We start from the raw sequence: 18,038 nt of genomic DNA on the forward strand, positions 1-18,038 counted from the left end.
ATTTTCTCCTAATTAGGTTATATGTAATTGGGGACTGAGGAGTTGGGGAAAGACTTTCTGCAACTTCTCCTCTGGCCATCCGCCCCTCCACTCCCCATCTTCCCATCCCCACTCGCCATTCTCTATGCCAAGTGCATCTTCAAAACGCTACGGGGTGCTTTACGGACTCTGGCTAAAACGGTTTCTTTGCCTAAACGCTGGCAAGCTTCATACCGATGGCAACCAGAAAAGCCATAATATTGTCCATCTACTTCTAGAACATCTATCGGTTCTTGCTGCCCAATCTCGGCAATCGATTCCATTAAGGCTTGTACTTTATTTGGATCGTTTGCACGGGGCAACGGGCGTTTAATCTGATTTAATGGAATTTCTTGGACTCTAACCATAAGGAGTTTATCAACTAGTTTTGTTTTGTACCTTTAAATAAATCATAATCGTTATGACTTTGTTTTGCAAGTAGGTAATATTTATTTGGGGCAAAACTGGTAATGGTATCATTGGAGCACTCATGCGACAAAAAGACCGCGTTACAAAGCAATTGGAAAATCAGCTCCAACGCCGCTTTCCGGGGCAGAATCAGGTAGCTATGAAATTTTCCTTTTGGCGTTTTTCCTATACACTGGTGGCGACATTTAGCCTATCGGGACTGACTGCGGCATCGGGACCTCAGAGCAATATCCAGGATGTAGAACTGAAAATTGGGATTGTGCAACGATTTGGCGACGAAGCCACAGCTAAGCTGCAACTAGAACCGACAAAGGGCGATCGCTTAAAGCTAAAATTTCAAACGGGTAACAAGCAGCAAGTTGTGGTTACCAATAAGCCTGTCAAGCTGGAAACAGTTATGCAAGCTTTAGCCCAGCCAGCAGTTGAAGAAGTAGTAGTCTTGGGTACATACCGCACCTTTGAAACTGCCGAAGACAGTGCAAAAAAATGGCGTTCTCAGGGAATGGAAGTAGAAATAGCCCAGCCAGAACGCTGGCAAGTGTGGGCGAAACGCGATGTTTACAGCACTCCTTTATTGCGACGCTTGTTGTTGCAGAACATCCAAGCTGCTAATCAACAAAAAGCATATCTTGATACTAAAGTTTTGAAACAAGTGCCGCGAGTTAGTTGGGTAGTGGATGGTAAGCGCTACAGCCCGAATGATTTAGAAATTAGCACTGAGAAAAACTTGATTCGGGTGAATAAAAGCGATAAACCAGGGAATGCTCGTCTATATGCGGGGCGGCTAAATTTACAACCAAATGCTTACGGTACATACACTTTAGTTAACCAAGTACCCTTAGAAACTTATTTGCGTGGGGTTGTGCCCTATGAAATAGGCACTGATGCACCAACAGCAGCGCTAGAAGCCCAAACAATTCTTGCTCGTACTTATGCTTTAAGAAATTTACGTAGGTTTGCCGCAGATAACTACCAGTTATGTGCTGATACACACTGCCAAGTTTATTATGGACTGAATGGAGCAGCTGCCAAAACAGACCAAGCGATCGCTGCAACTAGGGGTAAGGTACTAACTTATAAAAACGAACTAGTAGATGCCTTGTATTCTTCCACCACTGGCGGTGTCACCGCCTCCTTCAGCGATGTCTGGAATGGTGAGGATCGTCCTTATCTGCGCCCTGTAGTCGATGCTGCGACTAATCTTTGGAACTTATCAAAGCAAAATTTAGCCGATGAAAAGAACTTCCAAAAGTTTATTAATCTGAAACAGGGTTTTAATGAAACCAAGTGGAATATGTTTCGTTGGCGCAGGGAAACCCGTTTAGAGGATATTATCAAGGATTTACAAAAATTTTTGCGGGTAACAAATAGTCCTCATGCCAAATTTAAGACAATTCAAGCTATGGCTGTGGTGAAGCGAAGCGAGAGTGGACGCATCCTCCAACTCGCAGTCAAAACTGATAACAGCACCTTTATTCTTCATAAAGACGAGGTTCGCAGTGCTTTTGCTGCTCCCACAAGTACACTTTTTTATATAGAACCTTTAAACAAAGGCAAACCAGAACTATGGGGATACGCCTTTATTGGTGGTGGATTGGGACATGGAGTCGGCTTGAGTCAAACTGGCGCTCAAAATTTAGCTAAACTTGGTTGGTCGAATCAGAAAATTCTGCAATTCTACTATCCTGGTACTGAGATTAAAATTCTCAGTCAAGAGATTAAGCTGTAAAGCTAATTAGCATGGCAATTTTAGTCATGAACACAAACAATCGAGTTGTGATTTCGCTAATTTATAGCCATAAAAACACTGACGAAACTTGTTGCAAGGACAGTTTCAGCCAATAACTAAAGTTAGGGAATTAAACTTTTTTATACTCTAACTCAATCAATATGTTAATAAAGCAGGAACACAGTATTTCATGTTCCTGCTTTGTTATAAAATTAGGCTTTTTGTCAAACTATCATGAGAAAGGACACATACTATCAGGAGAATATTTCTCCTAAATTCGTTGCTTGTATTATTTGAACGTCAGTAACTCTTGCAAGAGGTTTATTGTTGAGACGCCTAATTCTTAGTAGAGTTCTTCTTCTTTGTGAGTTTCGATTGTTACATCAGACGTCGGGTAAGCAACACAGGTTAGTACATATCCAGCTTCTATTTGATCGTCATCTAAAAATGACTGATCGCCTTGATCGACAGTACCTGATACGAGTTTACCTGCACAGGTAGAGCAAGCACCAGCGCGGCAAGAGTAGGGTAAGTCAAGACCAGCTTCTTCAGCAGCGTCTAAAATATATTCATCATCAGGAACTTCAATCGTTTTGTTCAGCCCTTCAGCCTCATTGATGAGTGTGACTTTAAAAGTTGCCATTGGATAATCCTCTCTTTTTGAAACGGCAGTATAAGTTATGCTAAAGCAAATTTACCGGCTGTTCTTATACGATTAGCCGCCCTTTTATATTTGCTTCAATTCTGATACTACGAGAAAAATTAAACTATGTAACTCTAATTTGACCGCGATTAGTAATGAAATTTAGTTACTTCATACGAATAAGTTTTCTTTATGTATTGTTCGGTGTAGTCAGGCTGCGATCAAGAAAAATTATCTTCCCGGGATTGGTGACTGGGGAGTGTGGGAGGATCAAAAACAGAACTAATGAGGATCGTGTATAATTCAGAAGCAACTTTGGGAAAAGCAAAAGTGCGTGTAGGTTTGGTAGGTACTGGATATGCAGCAAAGTTTCGGGCTGAGGCGTTGCTGAATGATGGGCGAATGGAGGAAGGGAAAGCTGCGCGATCGCACTTAGTTGCAGTTGTTGGTCATACAACTGAAAAAACCCAAACCTTTGCCAGAGAGTACGAAATTGAAGCTTTGAGTTCTTGGAAACAGCTAGTAGAACGCCGAGATATAGATTTGGTGATCATTTCCACTGTGAATCGAGATCATGGTGCGATCGCTCGTGCAGCACTTACCAACGGCAAACATGTGATTGTCGAATATCCACTTTCTTTGGATGTGGCAGAAGCTGAAGAACTCATCGCCTTAGCTAAAGCACAACAAAAACTCCTGCACGTTGAACACCTAGAACTTTTGGGTGGGATGCATCAAGCTTTGAAGCAAAACTTAGCCAAAATTGGTGAAGTTTTTTATGTCCGCTACAGCACCATCAATCCCCAAAATCCTGCACCCCGCAAATGGACTTATAATCATGAGCTTTTCGGTTTTCCGTTAATTGGTGCCCTGTCGCGCCTACATCGTCTCACCGATTTGTTTGGTAAAGTATTTACTGTTAACTGTCACCAAAGATATTGGGAAACCGAATCAGAATACTATCAAAGCTGTTTATGCACTAGTCAACTCTGCTTTGACAGTGGACTTTTAGCCCAAGTAATCTATGGCAAAGGCGAAACTGTTTGGCAGTCAGAACGCAAGTTTGAAGTTCATGGAGAAAATGGTGCTTTAATTTTTGATGGCGACACAGGATTTTTTATCCAGCCAGGGGAAACAACACCTATAGAGGTTGGTCCTCGCCGGGGTTTGTTCGCCAAAGACACAATTATGGTGTTAGACCACCTTTTTCATGGCACTCCTTTGTACGTGACCCCAGAGGAGAGTTTGTACACCCTAAAGGTTGCTGAGGCTGCCCAAAGAGCTGCACTGACAGGGTTAACTATATTTATGAAAGATATTTAGATAGAAGTTGATGAAAACCGAACTAATTGTTATTTTATCCCAACGAGAATTAGAAAAAATGCGTCAAGCTGGACGCTTAGCAGCTAAACTTCTGAAGCATCTAGAACCGATGGTGAAGCCAGGGGTTAGCACTCTTGAACTAAATGATGAAGCCGAACGTTGGACACAAGCGCACGGAGCAAAAAGCGCACCCCTTGGTTATAAAGGTTTTCCCAAGTCGATTTGCACTAGTGTAAATGAGGTAATCTGTCACGGCATTCCTAATGCTAAGCAAATCCTCAAGGAAGGTGACATTATTAATATTGATGTGACACCGATTGTTGAAGGTTACCACGGCGATACATCCAAGACTTTCTTTGTCGGTACTCCTTCCCCAAAAGCGAAAAAGTTGGTGGAAGTGACAGAGAAGTGTTTGCGCTTGGGTATTGCTGAAGTTAAACCAGGGGGACGCATTGGCGACATTGGTGCAGCCATTCAAGAGTATGCTGAAGCAGAAGGTTTTTCTGTGGTGCGAGATTTTGTGGGACACGGAGTCAGTAATATTTTTCACACAGCGCCGGATATCCCCCACTATGGCACACGGGGTAAAGGCAAGCGCCTCAGACCAGGGATGGTTTTTACCATTGAGCCAATGATTAACGAAGGCACTTACGAAGTCGAAGTTCTCAGCGATAAGTGGACTGCTGTAACGCGCGATCGCAAGCTTTCTGCCCAATTTGAGCATACCTTAGCTGTGACTGAAGATGGCGTTGAAATTCTCACTCTACCTGAAGGCGAGAATTACTGGGGTGTATGACAACATAACTATGGAAATTTGCACGATTTTCAATAGCATGAATAAGAGCGATGCCTGCGGCGGGCTACGCCTACGCTAGTTCATACTCATCGTCAAAAATCTGTGAAGAAAGCTCATAACGTTTTATGTGGAGCGACTCATTTTCAATGCGGTTCATCTGAGGCGAGTATGGGGGCTGAAAGTCATCTTAAGGTAACAGTAGAGTGTTCATTTCCGGAGAAAGTGGAAAAGAAAACTCAGCAATCATGAGTGAGAATATTGAGGCAGCAAAAATTTCTATTATCATTCCAACTCTCAATGAAGCAGCGAATATCAAAGAAGCTATTGCTACTACGCAAGCCCGTATAAATATAGAATTCATTGTTGTAGATGGTGGCTCTAGCGATGATAGTGTAGAAATAGCTCAGTCTTTAGGTGTCAAAGTTATCTCATCATCTGCTGGTCGTGCTGTGCAAATGAACGCGGGTGCCGTAGCAGCTAGCGGGGAGATTCTGCTATTTCTCCATGCAGATACCCGTTTACCTGCTGGGTTTGATGAGATGATTTGCACCGCTCTACAACAACCTGGGATTGTGGCTGGTGCATTTAACTTGCGGATTGATGCGTCGCTTTTGAGTTTAAGATGGGTAGAGTTGGGTGTAAAGTGGCGATCGCATTTTTGTCAAATGCCATACGGCGACCAAGCAATTTTTCTCACAAAAGCACTATTTCAACAAATTGGTGGTTTTGCTGAATTGCCCATCATGGAAGACTTTGAACTCATGCGTCGTCTAAAAGCGATGGGACGTATTGCAATTATCTCCACACCAGTTGTTACCTCAGCGCGTAGATGGTTGCAAAAGGGAGTCTTTAAAACTACGTTACTTAATCAAATAGTAATTATTGCTTATTTACTCGGTGTTTCGCCTGAGCGAATTCGTTGCTGGTATCGCAGAGAAAAATTTAAGAGGATTTAAGCTGTTTCTCATGTCAGTAGTATATGTTAGTGGCATTGGATTCAACGTGTAAGTTTCAAAATTGAGCCTCAAAAGGTCAACGTCGAGCCTCAGAAGGTCAAAGTTGAGCCTTAGAAGGTCAAAGTTGAGCCTCAGAAGGTCAACGTCGAGCCTCAAAAGGTCAAAGTTGAGCCTCAGAAGGTCAACGTCGAGCCTCAGAAGGTCAAAGTTGAGCCTCAGAAGGTCAAAGTTGAGCCTCAGAAGGTCAACGTCGAGCCTCAGAAGGTCAAACTTGAGCCTTAGAAGGTCAACGTCGAGCTTCAGAAGGTCAAAGTTCAGCCTCAGAAGGTCAACATTCAATACGGTTCGGTTAAGATCCCCCCGCCTACGACGACCCCCTTAAAAAGGGGGTATAAACAGGATTTTGAGCAAGCCTTTTTAAGGGGGGTTGGGGGGATCTTCGAGGAATAAACACGTTAACCGAACCGTATCGGGTCAACGTCGAGCCTCAAAAGGTCAAATGTATCAAAATGAAGAAGCGTTTATTCAATTCCAAACTTAAAATATTACTGCTAAGTTGCCTGATTGTCGCTTTTATAATTGCCGCTAAACAGTTAAACTTTCAGGGACTTTTACACAGCTTAGTCATTTGGGTAGAGAGTCTTGGCATCTTCGGCCCCATTGCTTACATATTTATCTACAACTTAGCTACATTATTGTTTATACCTGGTTCCCTGTTAACTCTCAAAGGTGGTTGCCTGTTCGGAGTATTTTGGGGATCAATATACGTACTAATTGCTGCCATAATTGGAGCAACATTAGCTTTTGTTATTGGACGCTACCTATCGCGGAATTGGGTTTGTCAACAAATGGACAAACATCCTAAATTTAAAGCGATTGATTTAGCAGTTTCTAAAGAAGGGTGGAAGATTGTTTTGCTAACTCGTCTATCTCCCGTCTTTCCCTTCAATTTATTGAATTATGCTTTTGGAGTTACACAGGTTTCTCTCAAAGATTATATATTAGGTTCTTTTGGCATTATCCCCGGTACTGTAATGTACGTTTATATTGGTTCTTTAGCTGGGAATATTGCCATGATTAATACATCTCATCAACCAACTACTCCAGAAACTCAAATCTGGCAATGGATAATGCAAGGAGTTGGGTTAATTGCTACCATTGCTGTGACTGTTTATATTACAAAAATTGCTCAGAAAGCCCTAGCTAAAAGTGTAGCAATAGTAGAACTAACCAATAATGAAACGAAAAATCATTAATACAGCAGAATGCAGAAGTTTTTTAGCCAGTTTTGTAGGGTGTGTTATGGACGTTAGTCCTAACGCACCAAAAATTTAGGATTGTACGTTATCCCATAGGCTAACGCACCCTACAAAATTAAAGCCAATTTAAAAATTTATCTCACCTTTGCAAGTTATGAAAAAGCAATTTATAGAAAATCGATTAAATCCCAAAGGCTGGCACAAGTTATTTCGATTAACTGGATTAATATTACTAGTACTTGGCTTTGGTTTTTTATTAAATACAGACTTGGCCTTAGCACAAGAATCTGTGAATCCCAATTCTTTTAATCCCCAAGTAATTTTACGAGATGCATTGCAGTGGATTGATAGCCTTGGTACAGTAGGAGCGATCGCTTTTATTGCACTTTACATTATCGCCACCGTCGCATTTTTCCCAGGTTCTATTCTCACCTTAGGTGCTGGCGTTATCTTTGGCGTAATTTGGGGTTCTTTATACGTGTTCATTGGCGCAACCCTTGGCGCTACAGCTGCTTTTCTCGTCGGACGTTATTTAGCAAGAGACTGGGTTGCTCGTAAAATTGCAGATAACAAAAAATTTGCCGCCATTGACCAAGCCGTTGGCAGAGAAGGATTAAAAATTGTCCTGTTAACGCGACTGTCGCCGATATTTCCTTTCAATTTATTAAACTATGCTTTTGGCATCACAGGAGTTTCACTCAAAGATTACTTTATCGGCTCCGTGGGTATGATTCCCGGAACCATCATGTATGTTTACATTGGTTCACTTGCGGGTAATCTTGCCACGATTGGTACTGAAGCTCAACCCACCAACCCCACCATCCAATGGACAATCCGAATTGTCGGTTTTATTGCCACAGTCGCCGTTACAATTTATATCACCCGGATTGCCCGCAAAGCTTTAGAAGATGGAATTTTATAGCTTCTGCCCTCCCTTCCCTCACTAAACCATTTTCTTTATTAACAACCACATAAATTTAGTAAAACTTAGCGTCCTCACCGAAGTTCAGATCGGCAAAAGCCGCCGCTCCGACTTCTCTGTGCGTTTAAAAACTCCTTCCTCTTTCAAAAATCAGATTATTTGTTAATTCTCAAACTGATAAAACAGCGCAAAGATGTAATTCTGATTAAATAACGATTAATAAATTTATCTTGACTTTGGTATTTTCACTTTTGAAATGAGGTATCAACAATGACTAATTCAGAATTCGAGAGAGTCACAGTTCGCCCAATGGATGAGTATAACCAAAAGTTAGTATCTTACGTCCATCCGCCAAATTGGGTGAATCCTCAACCCGCCGATGTTTACGACTTGGTGGTAATTGGTGCTGGTACAGCCGGTTTAGTGGTAGCCGCGGGTGCAGCAGGCTTGGATTTGGGTTTAAAAGTAGCATTAATTGAAAAGCATCTCATGGGTGGAGATTGCTTAAATGTTGGTTGCGTACCATCTAAAACTGTGATTCGCTCGGCTCGCGTAGTTGGCGAAATTTGGAATGCTAAAAATTTGGGAGTTAATATTCCCCAACATAATATTGATGTCGATTTTCCCAAAGTCATGGCCAGAATGCGGCGGGTAAGAGCTGATATTAGCCATAATGACTCAGCAGAACGATTTCAAAATTTGGGCGTCGATGTCTTCTTGGGTAGCGGTCGATTTGCAAGTAAGAATACCGTGGAAGTTGGCGATAAAACTCTCCGCTTTAAAAAAGCTGTAATTGCGACTGGAGCCAGAGCTTCACAACCCGCGATTCCCGGACTGGAACAAGCAGGTTATCTCACCAACGAAACAGTTTTTTCTTTAATCCAACGACCAGAACGTTTAGCGGTAATTGGTGGCGGCCCCATTGGTTGCGAATTGGCGCAGGCTTTCCGGCGCTTGGGTTCTGAGGTGGTACTGTTTCATAGCGGTTCTCAAATTCTCAATAAAGAAGATGCTGAGGCCGCTAAAATTCTGCAAAGGGTTTTGGTTAACGAAGGAATTCGCGTGGTGTTGAATTCCAAATTAGAAGAAGTGGTAACAGTTACCGAAGGTAAACGGCTTTACTTTTCTTCCAATGGTCATCGAGATTCTGTGACAGTAGATGAGATTTTAGTTGGTGCGGGACGTGCGCCGAATGTAGAAGGTTTAAATTTAGAAGCAGCAGGTGTGGAATACGACAAACACCAAGGTGTAAAGGTGAATGATTACCTGCAAACAACCAATCCCAAAATCTACGCAGCTGGCGATATCTGCATGAAGTGGAAATTTACCCATGCTGCCGATGCCGCAGCGCGGATTGTAATTAAGAATACCCTATTTTCTCCCTTTGGCTTGGGACGTACCAAACTCAGTAGCTTAATAATGCCTTGGGTAACTTACACCGACCCGGAAATTGCCCATGTAGGAATGTACGAACATGAGGCGCAGAAGTTAGGTATTGAGGTGACAACGATCGCCATTCCTTTTAATAGTGTAGACCGAGCGATCGCTGATGATGAAGAATTAGGATTTTTGAAAATCTATCATAAAAAAGGTTCTGATGAAATTCTCGGTGCAACTATTGTTGCCCGTCACGCCGGCGAAATGATTTCAGAAGTGACCACGGCAATTGTGAATAAAATCGGTTTGAGTAAATTAAGCAGCGTAATTCATCCTTATCCCACTCAAGCCGAAGCAATTAAAAAAGCAGCTGACGCCTATCGTCGTACACTACTGACATCAACTACTAAAAAATTGTTGGGATTTGTCACAAAGTTATCTTGAATTGGGAATGGGGAATGGGGCATTGGGTAAACAGGGAGTGTGGGAGGTGTGGGAGGTGTGGGAGGTGTGGGAGGTGTGGGAGGATGGGGAAGAAATCTTTCCCCCCTCTCTCCCCTCTCTCCCCACACTCCCCACACTCCCCCATCTCTCCTTGTCCCCTTGTCCCCTTGTCCTCTTCTTTCCCTCATCTCCCCACTTCCCACCTACTTTAAACAGGTTTCCAGCTGTCAATCTTACCTGATATCAAGTCTACGTAGTACAACTTGCCATCATCTCCAGCCTTAACACTTACAGGCACCCCTAAGTTGGAAGCAAACTGTGTAGTTGCAACAACTTTGTTCTGACTGTTCAATGTTAAAGCATCGATAGTTCCCTTACTGGGATTGAAGATCATCAAAGCATTGTTAAAGCTACCACCAGTGTAAAAAGTACCAACGCCGATAGAAGTAGAACCAGTTAAGTGATCGTAGGCGTAAATTGGTGCTGTAACGGGTTTACCACTTGCGTAGAACTCCTTCGCTATATTGAGATTAGAATAGGCGGGTTGTTTGGTGTTGATGAGATTGCCATTTGCATCAACACCACCCTCATAGAATGGCCAGCCAAAGTTTTTGCCTCCGCCGCCAACATTCACCTCTTCCCACTTGTACCAGCCCACATCGCCGATAAAAGGAACATTAGTTTGTTGATTGACGGTAAAGCGGAAGGGGTTACGCAGACCGAAGTCATAGACTTTGGAACGATTGCTGTTAGGATCGCCGTTGTAGAAAGGATTACTTGATAAACCTTGACCAGTAATAGCATTAATGTGCAGGACTTTACCAGACAGATTATCAATATCCTGAACGCGAGCTGCTCGAATATCTGCTCGGTTGTAAGAAGTACCATCACCGAAGCTAACAAACAGAGTACCATCGTTACCAAAGCGTACACTACCACCGGAGTGAGTTGAACTATCAGTCGCTATGAAATCCTGGACATTTGTGAAGTTGCCTGTTTTCAGCGCGTCTACATATTCCTGGGAGTTAGCAAATAATTTGCCAGTAGTTTTGTTTAAAATACCTGATGGTGCTTCATTCTTGCTTTCATCGGTAGGATCGACGGCTGTGCTGTCTTTATCTGGGCGACTAATGTACTGCCAAGTGCTATTTTTGCCTAATAGTATAACTTCACTGCCAGCGATCGCAGTTTTGTAACCAGTGTTGGGATCGGCTGTGACTCTAATTAGCCTTGCTGCACGGTTACCTCGCTCATTGGCATCGTCTAAGGTGCTATTGGGATTATTTTTGGGATTGGTTTTATCTGTTTCAACTGGATCGTAGGTAAACAATAGGTAAACATAGTTGTTGCCAGTCGGACTCTTGCCAAAATCTGGATGTACCGCTAAGCTTAACAATCCGCGATCGGCTACGTTATTGACCTGTCCTGAAATATCAATAAATGCCTTTGATTCTAAGACACCTGTGCTGGTGTTCAACACCTTTACTACCCCATCTTTCTGGGCGATGAACATCAGCTTATCGTCAGCTGACCAGTCAAAGTCTATAGGTGCACTCAACCCAGAAGCCACAGTATTTTTCTCAAACTCACCTAAGTCATTATCAGTAATAGTCACAGTCGTCTGAGTGATAGGCAGCAACACCCCAACTGCGTTACTAAAGTTCAAAGTAAACGCTTCATTCGCTTCTGTAACTGAATCATCTTTAATGGAAATAGAAATAGTCTTACTGGTTTCTCCGATTCCAAAGTTCAAGATTCCAGATAAAGCCAGATAGTCAGATCCGGCTTTAGCAGTTCCATCCGCAGTTGCATAGTTCACACTAGCAGTTGCCGAAGCATTATTGCGTGTAACTGTCACTATTGCAGTACCATTATTCTCACTAACTACTGGCTGACTGAAACTCAAACCTTGACTATCATTATCTTTAATCGTGATTCCGAGAGTTCTTTGGGTTCCTAGTGTTGCACCCTCTGGCTGATCGATAGCCACACTAAAGTTTTCATCTGATTCCGCTAACGCATCGTCAAAGATAGGAATGATGATTTGTTTGCTACTTTCTCCTGGTGCAAAGTTGAGTGTCCCCTCTATTTCTTCCCCACCATTAGCGTAGTCATTCCCTACTGTTGCAGTACCAGCTAAGGTAGCATACTTAATCGAAGATGTACCACTTAAATTACCACTTCTCAGTACAGTAACAGTCACAGTACCATCAGATTCGTTCACACTGGTGGTAGATGAACTCAAGATGATAGTGGTTGGCAGGACTGGTGAATAGAGTTGAGACTGAGGAATAATTTCTTTGGCTTGAGAGTTGCTTGACCAAGATAGTTGAGAAAGTGCAGAGTAAGTATTCTCGAAGTACTCAAGTTTAATATCGTATTTTTGACCTGCAACCAAAGCGATGGAACCAGTATGTTCTGTGTTTCCTTGATTGATAAACTTATCAATCAGCAGTTGATTATTCACCCACAGTCGCACGCCATCATCACTACTGGTGTAGAAGTTGTAAGTCTCGTTGTACTTAGCTTGTACCTGACCTGTCCAACGCACTGAGAAGGTGTCTGGACCGATGAGCGGATCTGGAGAACCACCACCCCACTTAAAGTCCACTTTGCTATCTGTGCGAGTTAACTTCAAGTTAGTCAAATTACTGTTGTCGTAGTATTCTGCTTTGAGTCCGTTGCCATTACCCACAGGTGTACTCACCTGACTATAAAGTTGAGACTGAGGAATAATTTCTTTAGTCTGAGAGTTGCTTGACCAAGATAGTTGAGAAAGTGCAGAGTAAGTATTCTCGAAGTACTCAAGTTTAATATCGTATTTTTGACCTGCAACCAAAGCGATGGAACCAGTATGTTCTGTGTTTCCTTGATTGATAAACTTATCAATCAGCAGTTGATTATTCACCCACAGTCGCACGCCATCATCACTACTGGTGTAGAAGTTGTAAGTCTCGTTGTACTTAGCTTGTACCTGACCTGTCCAACGCACTGAGAAGGTGTCTGGACCGATGAGCGGATCTGGAGAACCACCACCCCACTTAAAGTCCACTTTGCTATCTGTGCGAGTTAACTTCAAGTTAGTCAAATTACTGTTGTCGTAGTATTCTGCTTTGAGTCCGTTGCCATTACCCACAGCTGCAACTACCTGACCCTGACTCACCTGACTATAAAGTTGTGACTGGGGAATAATTTCTTTAGCTTGAGAGTTACTTGACCAAGATAGCTGGGAAAATGCAGAGTAAGTATTGTCGAAGTACTCGAGTTGAATATCGTATTTTTGACCTGCAACCAAGGTGATGGAACCACTATATTCTGTAATTGCTTGGTCTATAAACTTATCAATCAGCAGTTGATTATTCACCCACAGGCGCACACCATCATCACTACTGGTGTAGAAGTTATAAGTTTCGCTGAACTTAGCTTCTACCTGACCTGTCCAACGCACTGAGAAGGTGTCTACACCGATGAGCGGATCTGGAGAACCAACACCCCAATTAAAGTTGACTGTCGCATCTGTGCGAGTTAGTTTCGAGTTGGTGAAGTTGATCTCGTCAAAATATTCTGCTTTGAGTCCATCTCCCTGAGAAACTAGGTTGCTAGACCCACCCAATATACTTGGTTGCGCTTGATCCAGAACTGCTAGAGATGATTGACCACCAATTACTGGACTTGTTGTTGGTAAGAGTGGATTATTTTGATTCTGTAAATCGGCCATTGATATATATGCCTCATAATAGAGTTAAAACTAATACCATAATTCAGTGCTTAAGGATTAGTTTTTAATTGAATCTTTTGAAGGAAAATGTGTAGCTGTCTTAAGGAAATTTACTTAATTTATTAATATATCAATCAATGCTAATACACATTTTCCCTATCTGTTCTTTTGCCTATTGACTCTGATGGTTTGCTGCTTGTTTGTAACAAGTTAAAAATCAGCCAGCATGGGGCGACATATCTTCCTATATCTCCGCTAAAAGCAGATATATAGGAAAATATGTATGACCAGAAATACTAGAGACTAGTTTTATGGCGCATTAGCCATGATTAAACTTTGTTTTCTAGAAATTTCAGAATTTGTGAGCTTATGTAAATTCACTTTGGTCAATTTATTTAAAAAATATAAATCGCCATGAACAACTGATAATTTAACCTGATATGCAATCACATGAGAATTTTAAGAAAGAGGACAGTACTCGGTTAAATTAAGTATATACGTAAGTGCGCTTTAATTCCTCACTTTTGTACTTAGATGTGTTTAGAGTTCAATCAATTGAACATTTGACACTACATGACCGTGTTATGTCTATCTCTTTTATCCAACTTTGTTTAAATATTCATATTAAATATCGATTTTTAAAGGTATATCAAATTTTTTAGGATTTTTAAATAAAAATTACGCATAGATAGCATATTCTCATATTTTTTTTGCCTGTGAATATATAGTTATATGAAAATTTAATAAAGAAACTTTTTTTATTTAAAGATTTTAAAAAGTATTATTTATCATTTACTTCATTTTGATTATAAAATTGGATCTTTGTTACAAGAATTAGCAAAGTACTGAGGTAACAGCGATCGCCTGCCGACGATTAACTATAATTAGTTTGCAAAAGCTTTCAATTGACTCAAGTTAGAAAAAATCACAAGTTTGACGTTGCATATCCCCACTTTCCCCTAGACTAATGGCAGCAACCTTGTTCAAACTGGCTGAGGAAAGTGAACTTTGACTGAGACAAACAATTTAAACTCTACCCTCCAGAATGTCTCACGCAGGGAATTGCGGGATTTGGTGCGGACTCAGCTGCAAATGCTGTTAGAAGCAGGCGACTTGCAGGGAGCAAAAGCTATTCTCGTACCTGTGCAGCCGGCGGATATTGCCGAGGCAATTGAGGGTTTGCCAGAAGCGATGCACGCTTTGGCTTTTCGCTTGCTTTCTAAGGATGAAGCTATCGAAGTTTATGAGTATCTCGACTACACCGTTCAAGAACGGTTAATTGACGAACTTAAAAGTCAGGAAGTCCGTGATATTGTAGATCAAATGTCGTCAGATGACCGAGCGAGGTTATTTGATGAGTTACCCGCAAAAGTCGTTAATCGTCTCCTAGAACAACTAAGTCCATCAGAACGCCAAGCTACAGCCTTATTATTGGGTTATGAAGCTGACACTGCTGGGCGAATCATGACCCTAGAGTTAATTTCGCTCAAAGAAAACTTCACAGTATCTCAAGCCCTAGAGCGAATTCGCAACTTAGCTAATGCCAGTGAGATGATTTATTATCTTTATGCCACTGATGCAGAAAGGCGGCTAACGGGAATTGTATCGTTGCGGGAATTGGTGACATCCCAGCCAGAACAAATTATTGGCGAAATCATGACGCGTGATGTGGTGTTTGTCCACACCGATACAGACCAGGAAGAAGTCGCCAGATTAATCCAAAGATATGATTTTTTGGCTGTGCCTGTGGTAGATCGAGAACAGCGTCTAGTAGGTATTGTCACTGTAGATGATGTGATTGATATTCTGCAACAAGAAACCACCGAAGATATCTATGCCTTGGGTGGTGGTGTACAGTCTGGGGGCGACAATTATTTTCAGACAAATTTATTAGAAGTTGCTCGTAAGCGGGTTTTATGGTTGTTGGTTTTACTGATAACCAATACGGTCACAGGAACGATTATTAAGTCTCAAGAAGATATTTTAACAAAAGTCGTGACACTGACAGCATTTATCCCCTTACTTACTGGTACTGGTGGTAATGTAGGTGCCCAGTCTTCCACAGTTGTAATTCGCGGGATGAATACTGATGAGATTCGATCGCTTGGTTCATTACAGGTAATTGGACGGGAGGCGATCGCAGGTACTTTATTAGGAGTTATGTTAGGTTCGATCGCTACTATCTGGGCTTACTTTTTGCAGGGACGATTAGAAGTAGCGATCGCTGTGGGCACTAGTCTGGTAGCCATTTCTATATTAGCTTCTGTCTCTGGTTCAGCACTGCCATTTCTATTTCGTTTCCTACGTTTAGATCCAGCATTAATGTCAGCACCATTCATCACCACGGCGGTTGATGTACTTGGTGTTTTAATTTACTTCAATTTGGCACGGGTAATTTTAAAATTATGAAAACTATCATTACTCATTAGTCATTGGTCATTTGTTATTTGCAAAGGACAAAAGACTAATGACTAATGACTAAATTTTACAATTCTGATGCTGTATCTGGAGCAATGATTTCGCCAGTACCCAATTGCAATATCAAGTCTTGCTCAGTAATCAGTTCGCTAAGTTCCTTTACTTGCAAATTCATTTCTTCGCAAGCTTGTCTGAGTTCTCGCGCAAATTTGTTGAGATCTTCACCATAGCCACATTGATAAGCAGCAGTTTCAATACCTTGCTTTGCATTTGCTCTAGCACAATCTACTAGTTCTGTACCATGCAATGGTGTAGGAGATGCCATAGAGATAGTTATTTTTTGTTAAACGTTTGCTGGTAAGTATATTAGCAACCTTTAAACATCAAAATCATCTCCCTAATGGAGGAAAATTAGGGAATCTTTAAGAGTAATTATTTATTTTTCATTAGTCATTTGTCCTTTTTTCCAAAGTTATGATATTCCCAAATTCGCAAGATACTTTACATTTTGTACTTTGTGATTGACTAATCGCGAATGACAAATGACTAATGACTAATAACCAATAGCTAACTGTTTAATTTAGCCGTTGACAACATCTCCACCATTGATATGTAACACTTGACCAGACATATAAGAAGCGTCATCAGATGCTAAAAATACATAGCTAGGTGCAACTTCTTCTGGTTGTCCGGCTCGTTGCATTGGTACTTGCTTGCCAAAAGTTTCAACTTTCTCTTCGGGAAAAGTTGAGGGAATTAAAGGTGTCCAAATCGGGCCTGGTGCCACAGCATTAACACGAATTCCTTTTGACACTAAATTTTGTGATAAGGAACGAGTAAAGGCAACGATCGCACCTTTTGTTGAGGAATAATCTAGTAGTTGTGGATTACCTTTATAAGCTGTCACCGATGTGGTATTAATGATAGAACTGCCTTCATGTAAGTGCTTGAGTGCAGCTTTAGTCATGAAGAACATAGAGAATATATTAGTGCGAAATGTCCGCTCTAATTGCTCTTTAGTGATTTCCTCAATACTTTGTTTAGGATGTTGTTCAGCAGCGTTGTTGATGAGGATATCGAGTTTGCCAAACTCACCAATTGTTTGTTGTATAGCCTGCTGACAAAAGGTTTCATCGCCAATGTCACCTGCTATAGTTACTGCACGACGCCCTTGTTTTTCTACCAAATGTTTTGTCTCTTTGGCATCGTCGTGTTCGTTAAGATAAAGAATTGCCACATCTGCGCCTTCTTTAGCAAAAGCGATGGCTACAGCACGACCAATACCACTATCTGCACCCGTAATTAATGCTACTTTATTTTGTAGCTTACTACTACCCTGATATTGAGCATCATCAGCTTTGGGTTTTGGCGTCATTTCTGATTCCGCGCCTGGTGGTTGTTGTTGCTGTGGCGGTTGTAGTTTTTGCTCTTTCGATTTAGGCATAAGTCCGGTTTTGGTAATTGAATATTTACTCGGAATTGAGGATTGTATTAGTAATTATTCTTCTTCTTATCCCCATTCCCTATTTCCAAAAGTAAACCTTGGATCGAATATTCAATCCAAGGTTTATTTTTTGCTTTGGCTCCCACTTGCCATTTGCAATTTTAGGCTTTTACACCTCTAATGCTTACCAAACGTACTTATTAATAATAATTGTACGCGGTTTGCGTTATTTCTCCTCACACCTGACACAGTTTATTCATCTGACCACGAAAAACAAGTACAGAACTCTCATGTGATGAAGGATTTGTACTTTTCACCTGTATTTAAGTAAACTATGTATTTAGCAAGACTTTATCGCTCTCTAGAGATAAAGCAAGCTGAAGTTTGCTCAACCTTAAGACATAAAATCAATTCAAACGATAATACAGCCCATTTCATCTGAATGAGGTACATAAGGGCAGGCAGGATGTCCATCCCACAATATTTACTTGCAAAGTGGTGTAATTACCAAATTTATCTATAGGAATCCGATTTGATTCGGAGAAATCGTATGGTGCGCGTT

The 18,038-nt window shown here is 41.5% G+C and carries 14 protein-coding genes; 8 read left to right on the top strand and 6 right to left on the bottom strand.

Going from position 1 to position 18,038, the window contains the following annotated elements; all coding sequences use genetic code 11:
* Positions 1-122 precede the first annotated feature (122 nt).
* Complete coding sequence (locus ACM0OY_RS03695) at positions 123-386, bottom strand: ParB N-terminal domain-containing protein (protein WP_012410090.1); 264 nt, start codon at positions 384-386, stop codon at positions 123-125.
* Between the two features lie 122 nt (positions 387-508).
* Between ACM0OY_RS03695 and ACM0OY_RS03700 the strand changes: the two genes are divergently transcribed.
* Complete coding sequence (locus ACM0OY_RS03700; RefSeq protein WP_414567534.1) at positions 509-2,176, top strand: SpoIID/LytB domain-containing protein; 1,668 nt, start codon at positions 509-511, stop codon at positions 2,174-2,176.
* A 343-nt stretch (positions 2,177-2,519) separates the two neighbouring features.
* On the opposite strand, the gene ACM0OY_RS03705 is transcribed toward ACM0OY_RS03700, so the two are convergent.
* On the bottom strand, positions 2,520-2,819 hold the full coding sequence (locus ACM0OY_RS03705; RefSeq protein ID WP_392535201.1) for a ferredoxin: 300 nt from the start codon (positions 2,817-2,819) through the stop codon (positions 2,520-2,522).
* 285 nt (positions 2,820-3,104) lie between these two features.
* On the opposite strand from ACM0OY_RS03705, the gene ACM0OY_RS03710 reads away from it, so the two are divergent.
* The 3 genes from ACM0OY_RS03710 to ACM0OY_RS03720 all read left to right on the top strand — a co-directional run bounded on the left by ACM0OY_RS03710 (position 3,105) and on the right by ACM0OY_RS03720 (position 5,894).
* Positions 3,105-4,142 carry a Gfo/Idh/MocA family protein gene (locus ACM0OY_RS03710; RefSeq protein ID WP_414567535.1) on the top strand — a complete coding sequence of 346 codons (1,038 nt, stop codon included), beginning with the start codon at positions 3,105-3,107 and terminating at the stop codon, positions 4,140-4,142.
* A gap of 10 nt (positions 4,143-4,152) precedes the next feature.
* Positions 4,153-4,938, top strand: coding sequence for a type I methionyl aminopeptidase (map, locus tag ACM0OY_RS03715; protein ID WP_414567536.1), 786 nt, complete (start codon positions 4,153-4,155; stop codon positions 4,936-4,938).
* Between the two features lie 245 nt (positions 4,939-5,183).
* Positions 5,184-5,894, top strand: a complete 711-nt coding sequence (locus ACM0OY_RS03720) for a TIGR04283 family arsenosugar biosynthesis glycosyltransferase (protein ID WP_414567537.1) — start codon at positions 5,184-5,186, stop codon at positions 5,892-5,894.
* Here ACM0OY_RS03720 and ACM0OY_RS03725 read toward each other — a convergent pair.
* A complete protein-coding gene (locus ACM0OY_RS03725; protein ID WP_414567538.1) occupies positions 5,829-6,233 on the bottom strand; it encodes a hypothetical protein in 405 nt (134 codons plus the stop codon). The genes ACM0OY_RS03720 and ACM0OY_RS03725 overlap by 66 nt on opposite strands.
* Before the next feature lie 170 nt (positions 6,234-6,403).
* Between ACM0OY_RS03725 and ACM0OY_RS03730 the strand changes: the two genes are divergently transcribed.
* The 3 genes from ACM0OY_RS03730 (at position 6,404) to ACM0OY_RS03740 (ending at position 9,896) form a co-directional block, all read left to right on the top strand.
* A complete protein-coding gene (locus tag ACM0OY_RS03730; protein WP_414567539.1) occupies positions 6,404-7,150 on the top strand; it encodes a TVP38/TMEM64 family protein in 747 nt (248 codons plus the stop codon).
* A gap of 157 nt (positions 7,151-7,307) precedes the next feature.
* The gene (locus ACM0OY_RS03735; RefSeq protein ID WP_414567540.1) at positions 7,308-8,075 is read left to right on the top strand and encodes a TVP38/TMEM64 family protein; all 768 of its coding nucleotides are present in this window, start codon (positions 7,308-7,310) and stop codon (positions 8,073-8,075) included.
* Positions 8,076-8,345: 270 nt separating this feature from the next.
* Positions 8,346-9,896: a mercuric reductase gene (locus tag ACM0OY_RS03740; protein WP_414567541.1), complete on the top strand. Its 1,551-nt coding sequence runs from the start codon at positions 8,346-8,348 to the stop codon at positions 9,894-9,896.
* A gap of 208 nt (positions 9,897-10,104) precedes the next feature.
* Here ACM0OY_RS03740 and ACM0OY_RS03745 read toward each other — a convergent pair whose 3' ends face one another.
* On the bottom strand, positions 10,105-13,614 hold the full coding sequence (locus tag ACM0OY_RS03745; RefSeq protein ID WP_414567542.1) for a PA14 domain-containing protein: 3,510 nt from the start codon (positions 13,612-13,614) through the stop codon (positions 10,105-10,107).
* A 1,008-nt stretch (positions 13,615-14,622) separates the two neighbouring features.
* Here ACM0OY_RS03745 and mgtE point away from each other — a divergent pair.
* On the top strand, positions 14,623-16,023 hold the full coding sequence (gene mgtE / locus ACM0OY_RS03750; protein WP_414567543.1) for a magnesium transporter: 1,401 nt from the start codon (positions 14,623-14,625) through the stop codon (positions 16,021-16,023).
* Between the two features lie 76 nt (positions 16,024-16,099).
* Here the strand turns inward: mgtE and ACM0OY_RS03755 are convergent, their stop codons facing one another.
* Positions 16,100-16,357 carry a hypothetical protein gene (locus tag ACM0OY_RS03755; RefSeq protein WP_414567544.1) on the bottom strand — a complete coding sequence of 86 codons (258 nt, stop codon included), beginning with the start codon at positions 16,355-16,357 and terminating at the stop codon, positions 16,100-16,102.
* Positions 16,358-16,612: 255 nt separating this feature from the next.
* Positions 16,613-17,476 (bottom strand): SDR family oxidoreductase, encoded by an 864-nt coding sequence (locus ACM0OY_RS03760; RefSeq protein WP_414567545.1) that lies wholly within the window; start codon positions 17,474-17,476, stop codon positions 16,613-16,615.
* Positions 17,477-18,038 lie beyond the last annotated feature (562 nt).

The sequence above is a fragment of the Nostoc sp. CCY 9925 genome, from assembly GCF_963920935.1.
GTDB lineage: Bacteria > Cyanobacteriota > Cyanobacteriia > Cyanobacteriales > Nostocaceae > Nostoc.

What these genes read in the sequence shown, in the direction of transcription:
- ACM0OY_RS03710 (WP_414567535.1), top strand. Translation starts at nt 3,105, where the DNA reads ATGAGGATCGTGTATAATTCAGAAGCAACTTTGGGAAAAGCAAAAGTG.
- ACM0OY_RS03720 (WP_414567537.1), top strand. Translation starts at nt 5,184, where the DNA reads ATGAGTGAGAATATTGAGGCAGCAAAAATTTCTATTATCATTCCAACT.
- ACM0OY_RS03760 (WP_414567545.1), bottom strand. Translation starts at nt 17,476, where the DNA reads ATGCCTAAATCGAAAGAGCAAAAACTACAACCGCCACAGCAACAACAA.
- ACM0OY_RS03745 (WP_414567542.1), bottom strand. Translation starts at nt 13,614, where the DNA reads ATGGCCGATTTACAGAATCAAAATAATCCACTCTTACCAACAACAAGT.
- ACM0OY_RS03755 (WP_414567544.1), bottom strand. Translation starts at nt 16,357, where the DNA reads ATGGCATCTCCTACACCATTGCATGGTACAGAACTAGTAGATTGTGCT.
- ACM0OY_RS03695 (WP_012410090.1), bottom strand. Translation starts at nt 386, where the DNA reads ATGGTTAGAGTCCAAGAAATTCCATTAAATCAGATTAAACGCCCGTTG.
- ACM0OY_RS03740 (WP_414567541.1), top strand. Translation starts at nt 8,346, where the DNA reads ATGACTAATTCAGAATTCGAGAGAGTCACAGTTCGCCCAATGGATGAG.
- ACM0OY_RS03700 (WP_414567534.1), top strand. Translation starts at nt 509, where the DNA reads ATGCGACAAAAAGACCGCGTTACAAAGCAATTGGAAAATCAGCTCCAA.
- ACM0OY_RS03730 (WP_414567539.1), top strand. Translation starts at nt 6,404, where the DNA reads ATGAAGAAGCGTTTATTCAATTCCAAACTTAAAATATTACTGCTAAGT.
- map (WP_414567536.1), top strand. Translation starts at nt 4,153, where the DNA reads ATGAAAACCGAACTAATTGTTATTTTATCCCAACGAGAATTAGAAAAA.
- ACM0OY_RS03705 (WP_392535201.1), bottom strand. Translation starts at nt 2,819, where the DNA reads ATGGCAACTTTTAAAGTCACACTCATCAATGAGGCTGAAGGGCTGAAC.
- ACM0OY_RS03735 (WP_414567540.1), top strand. Translation starts at nt 7,308, where the DNA reads ATGAAAAAGCAATTTATAGAAAATCGATTAAATCCCAAAGGCTGGCAC.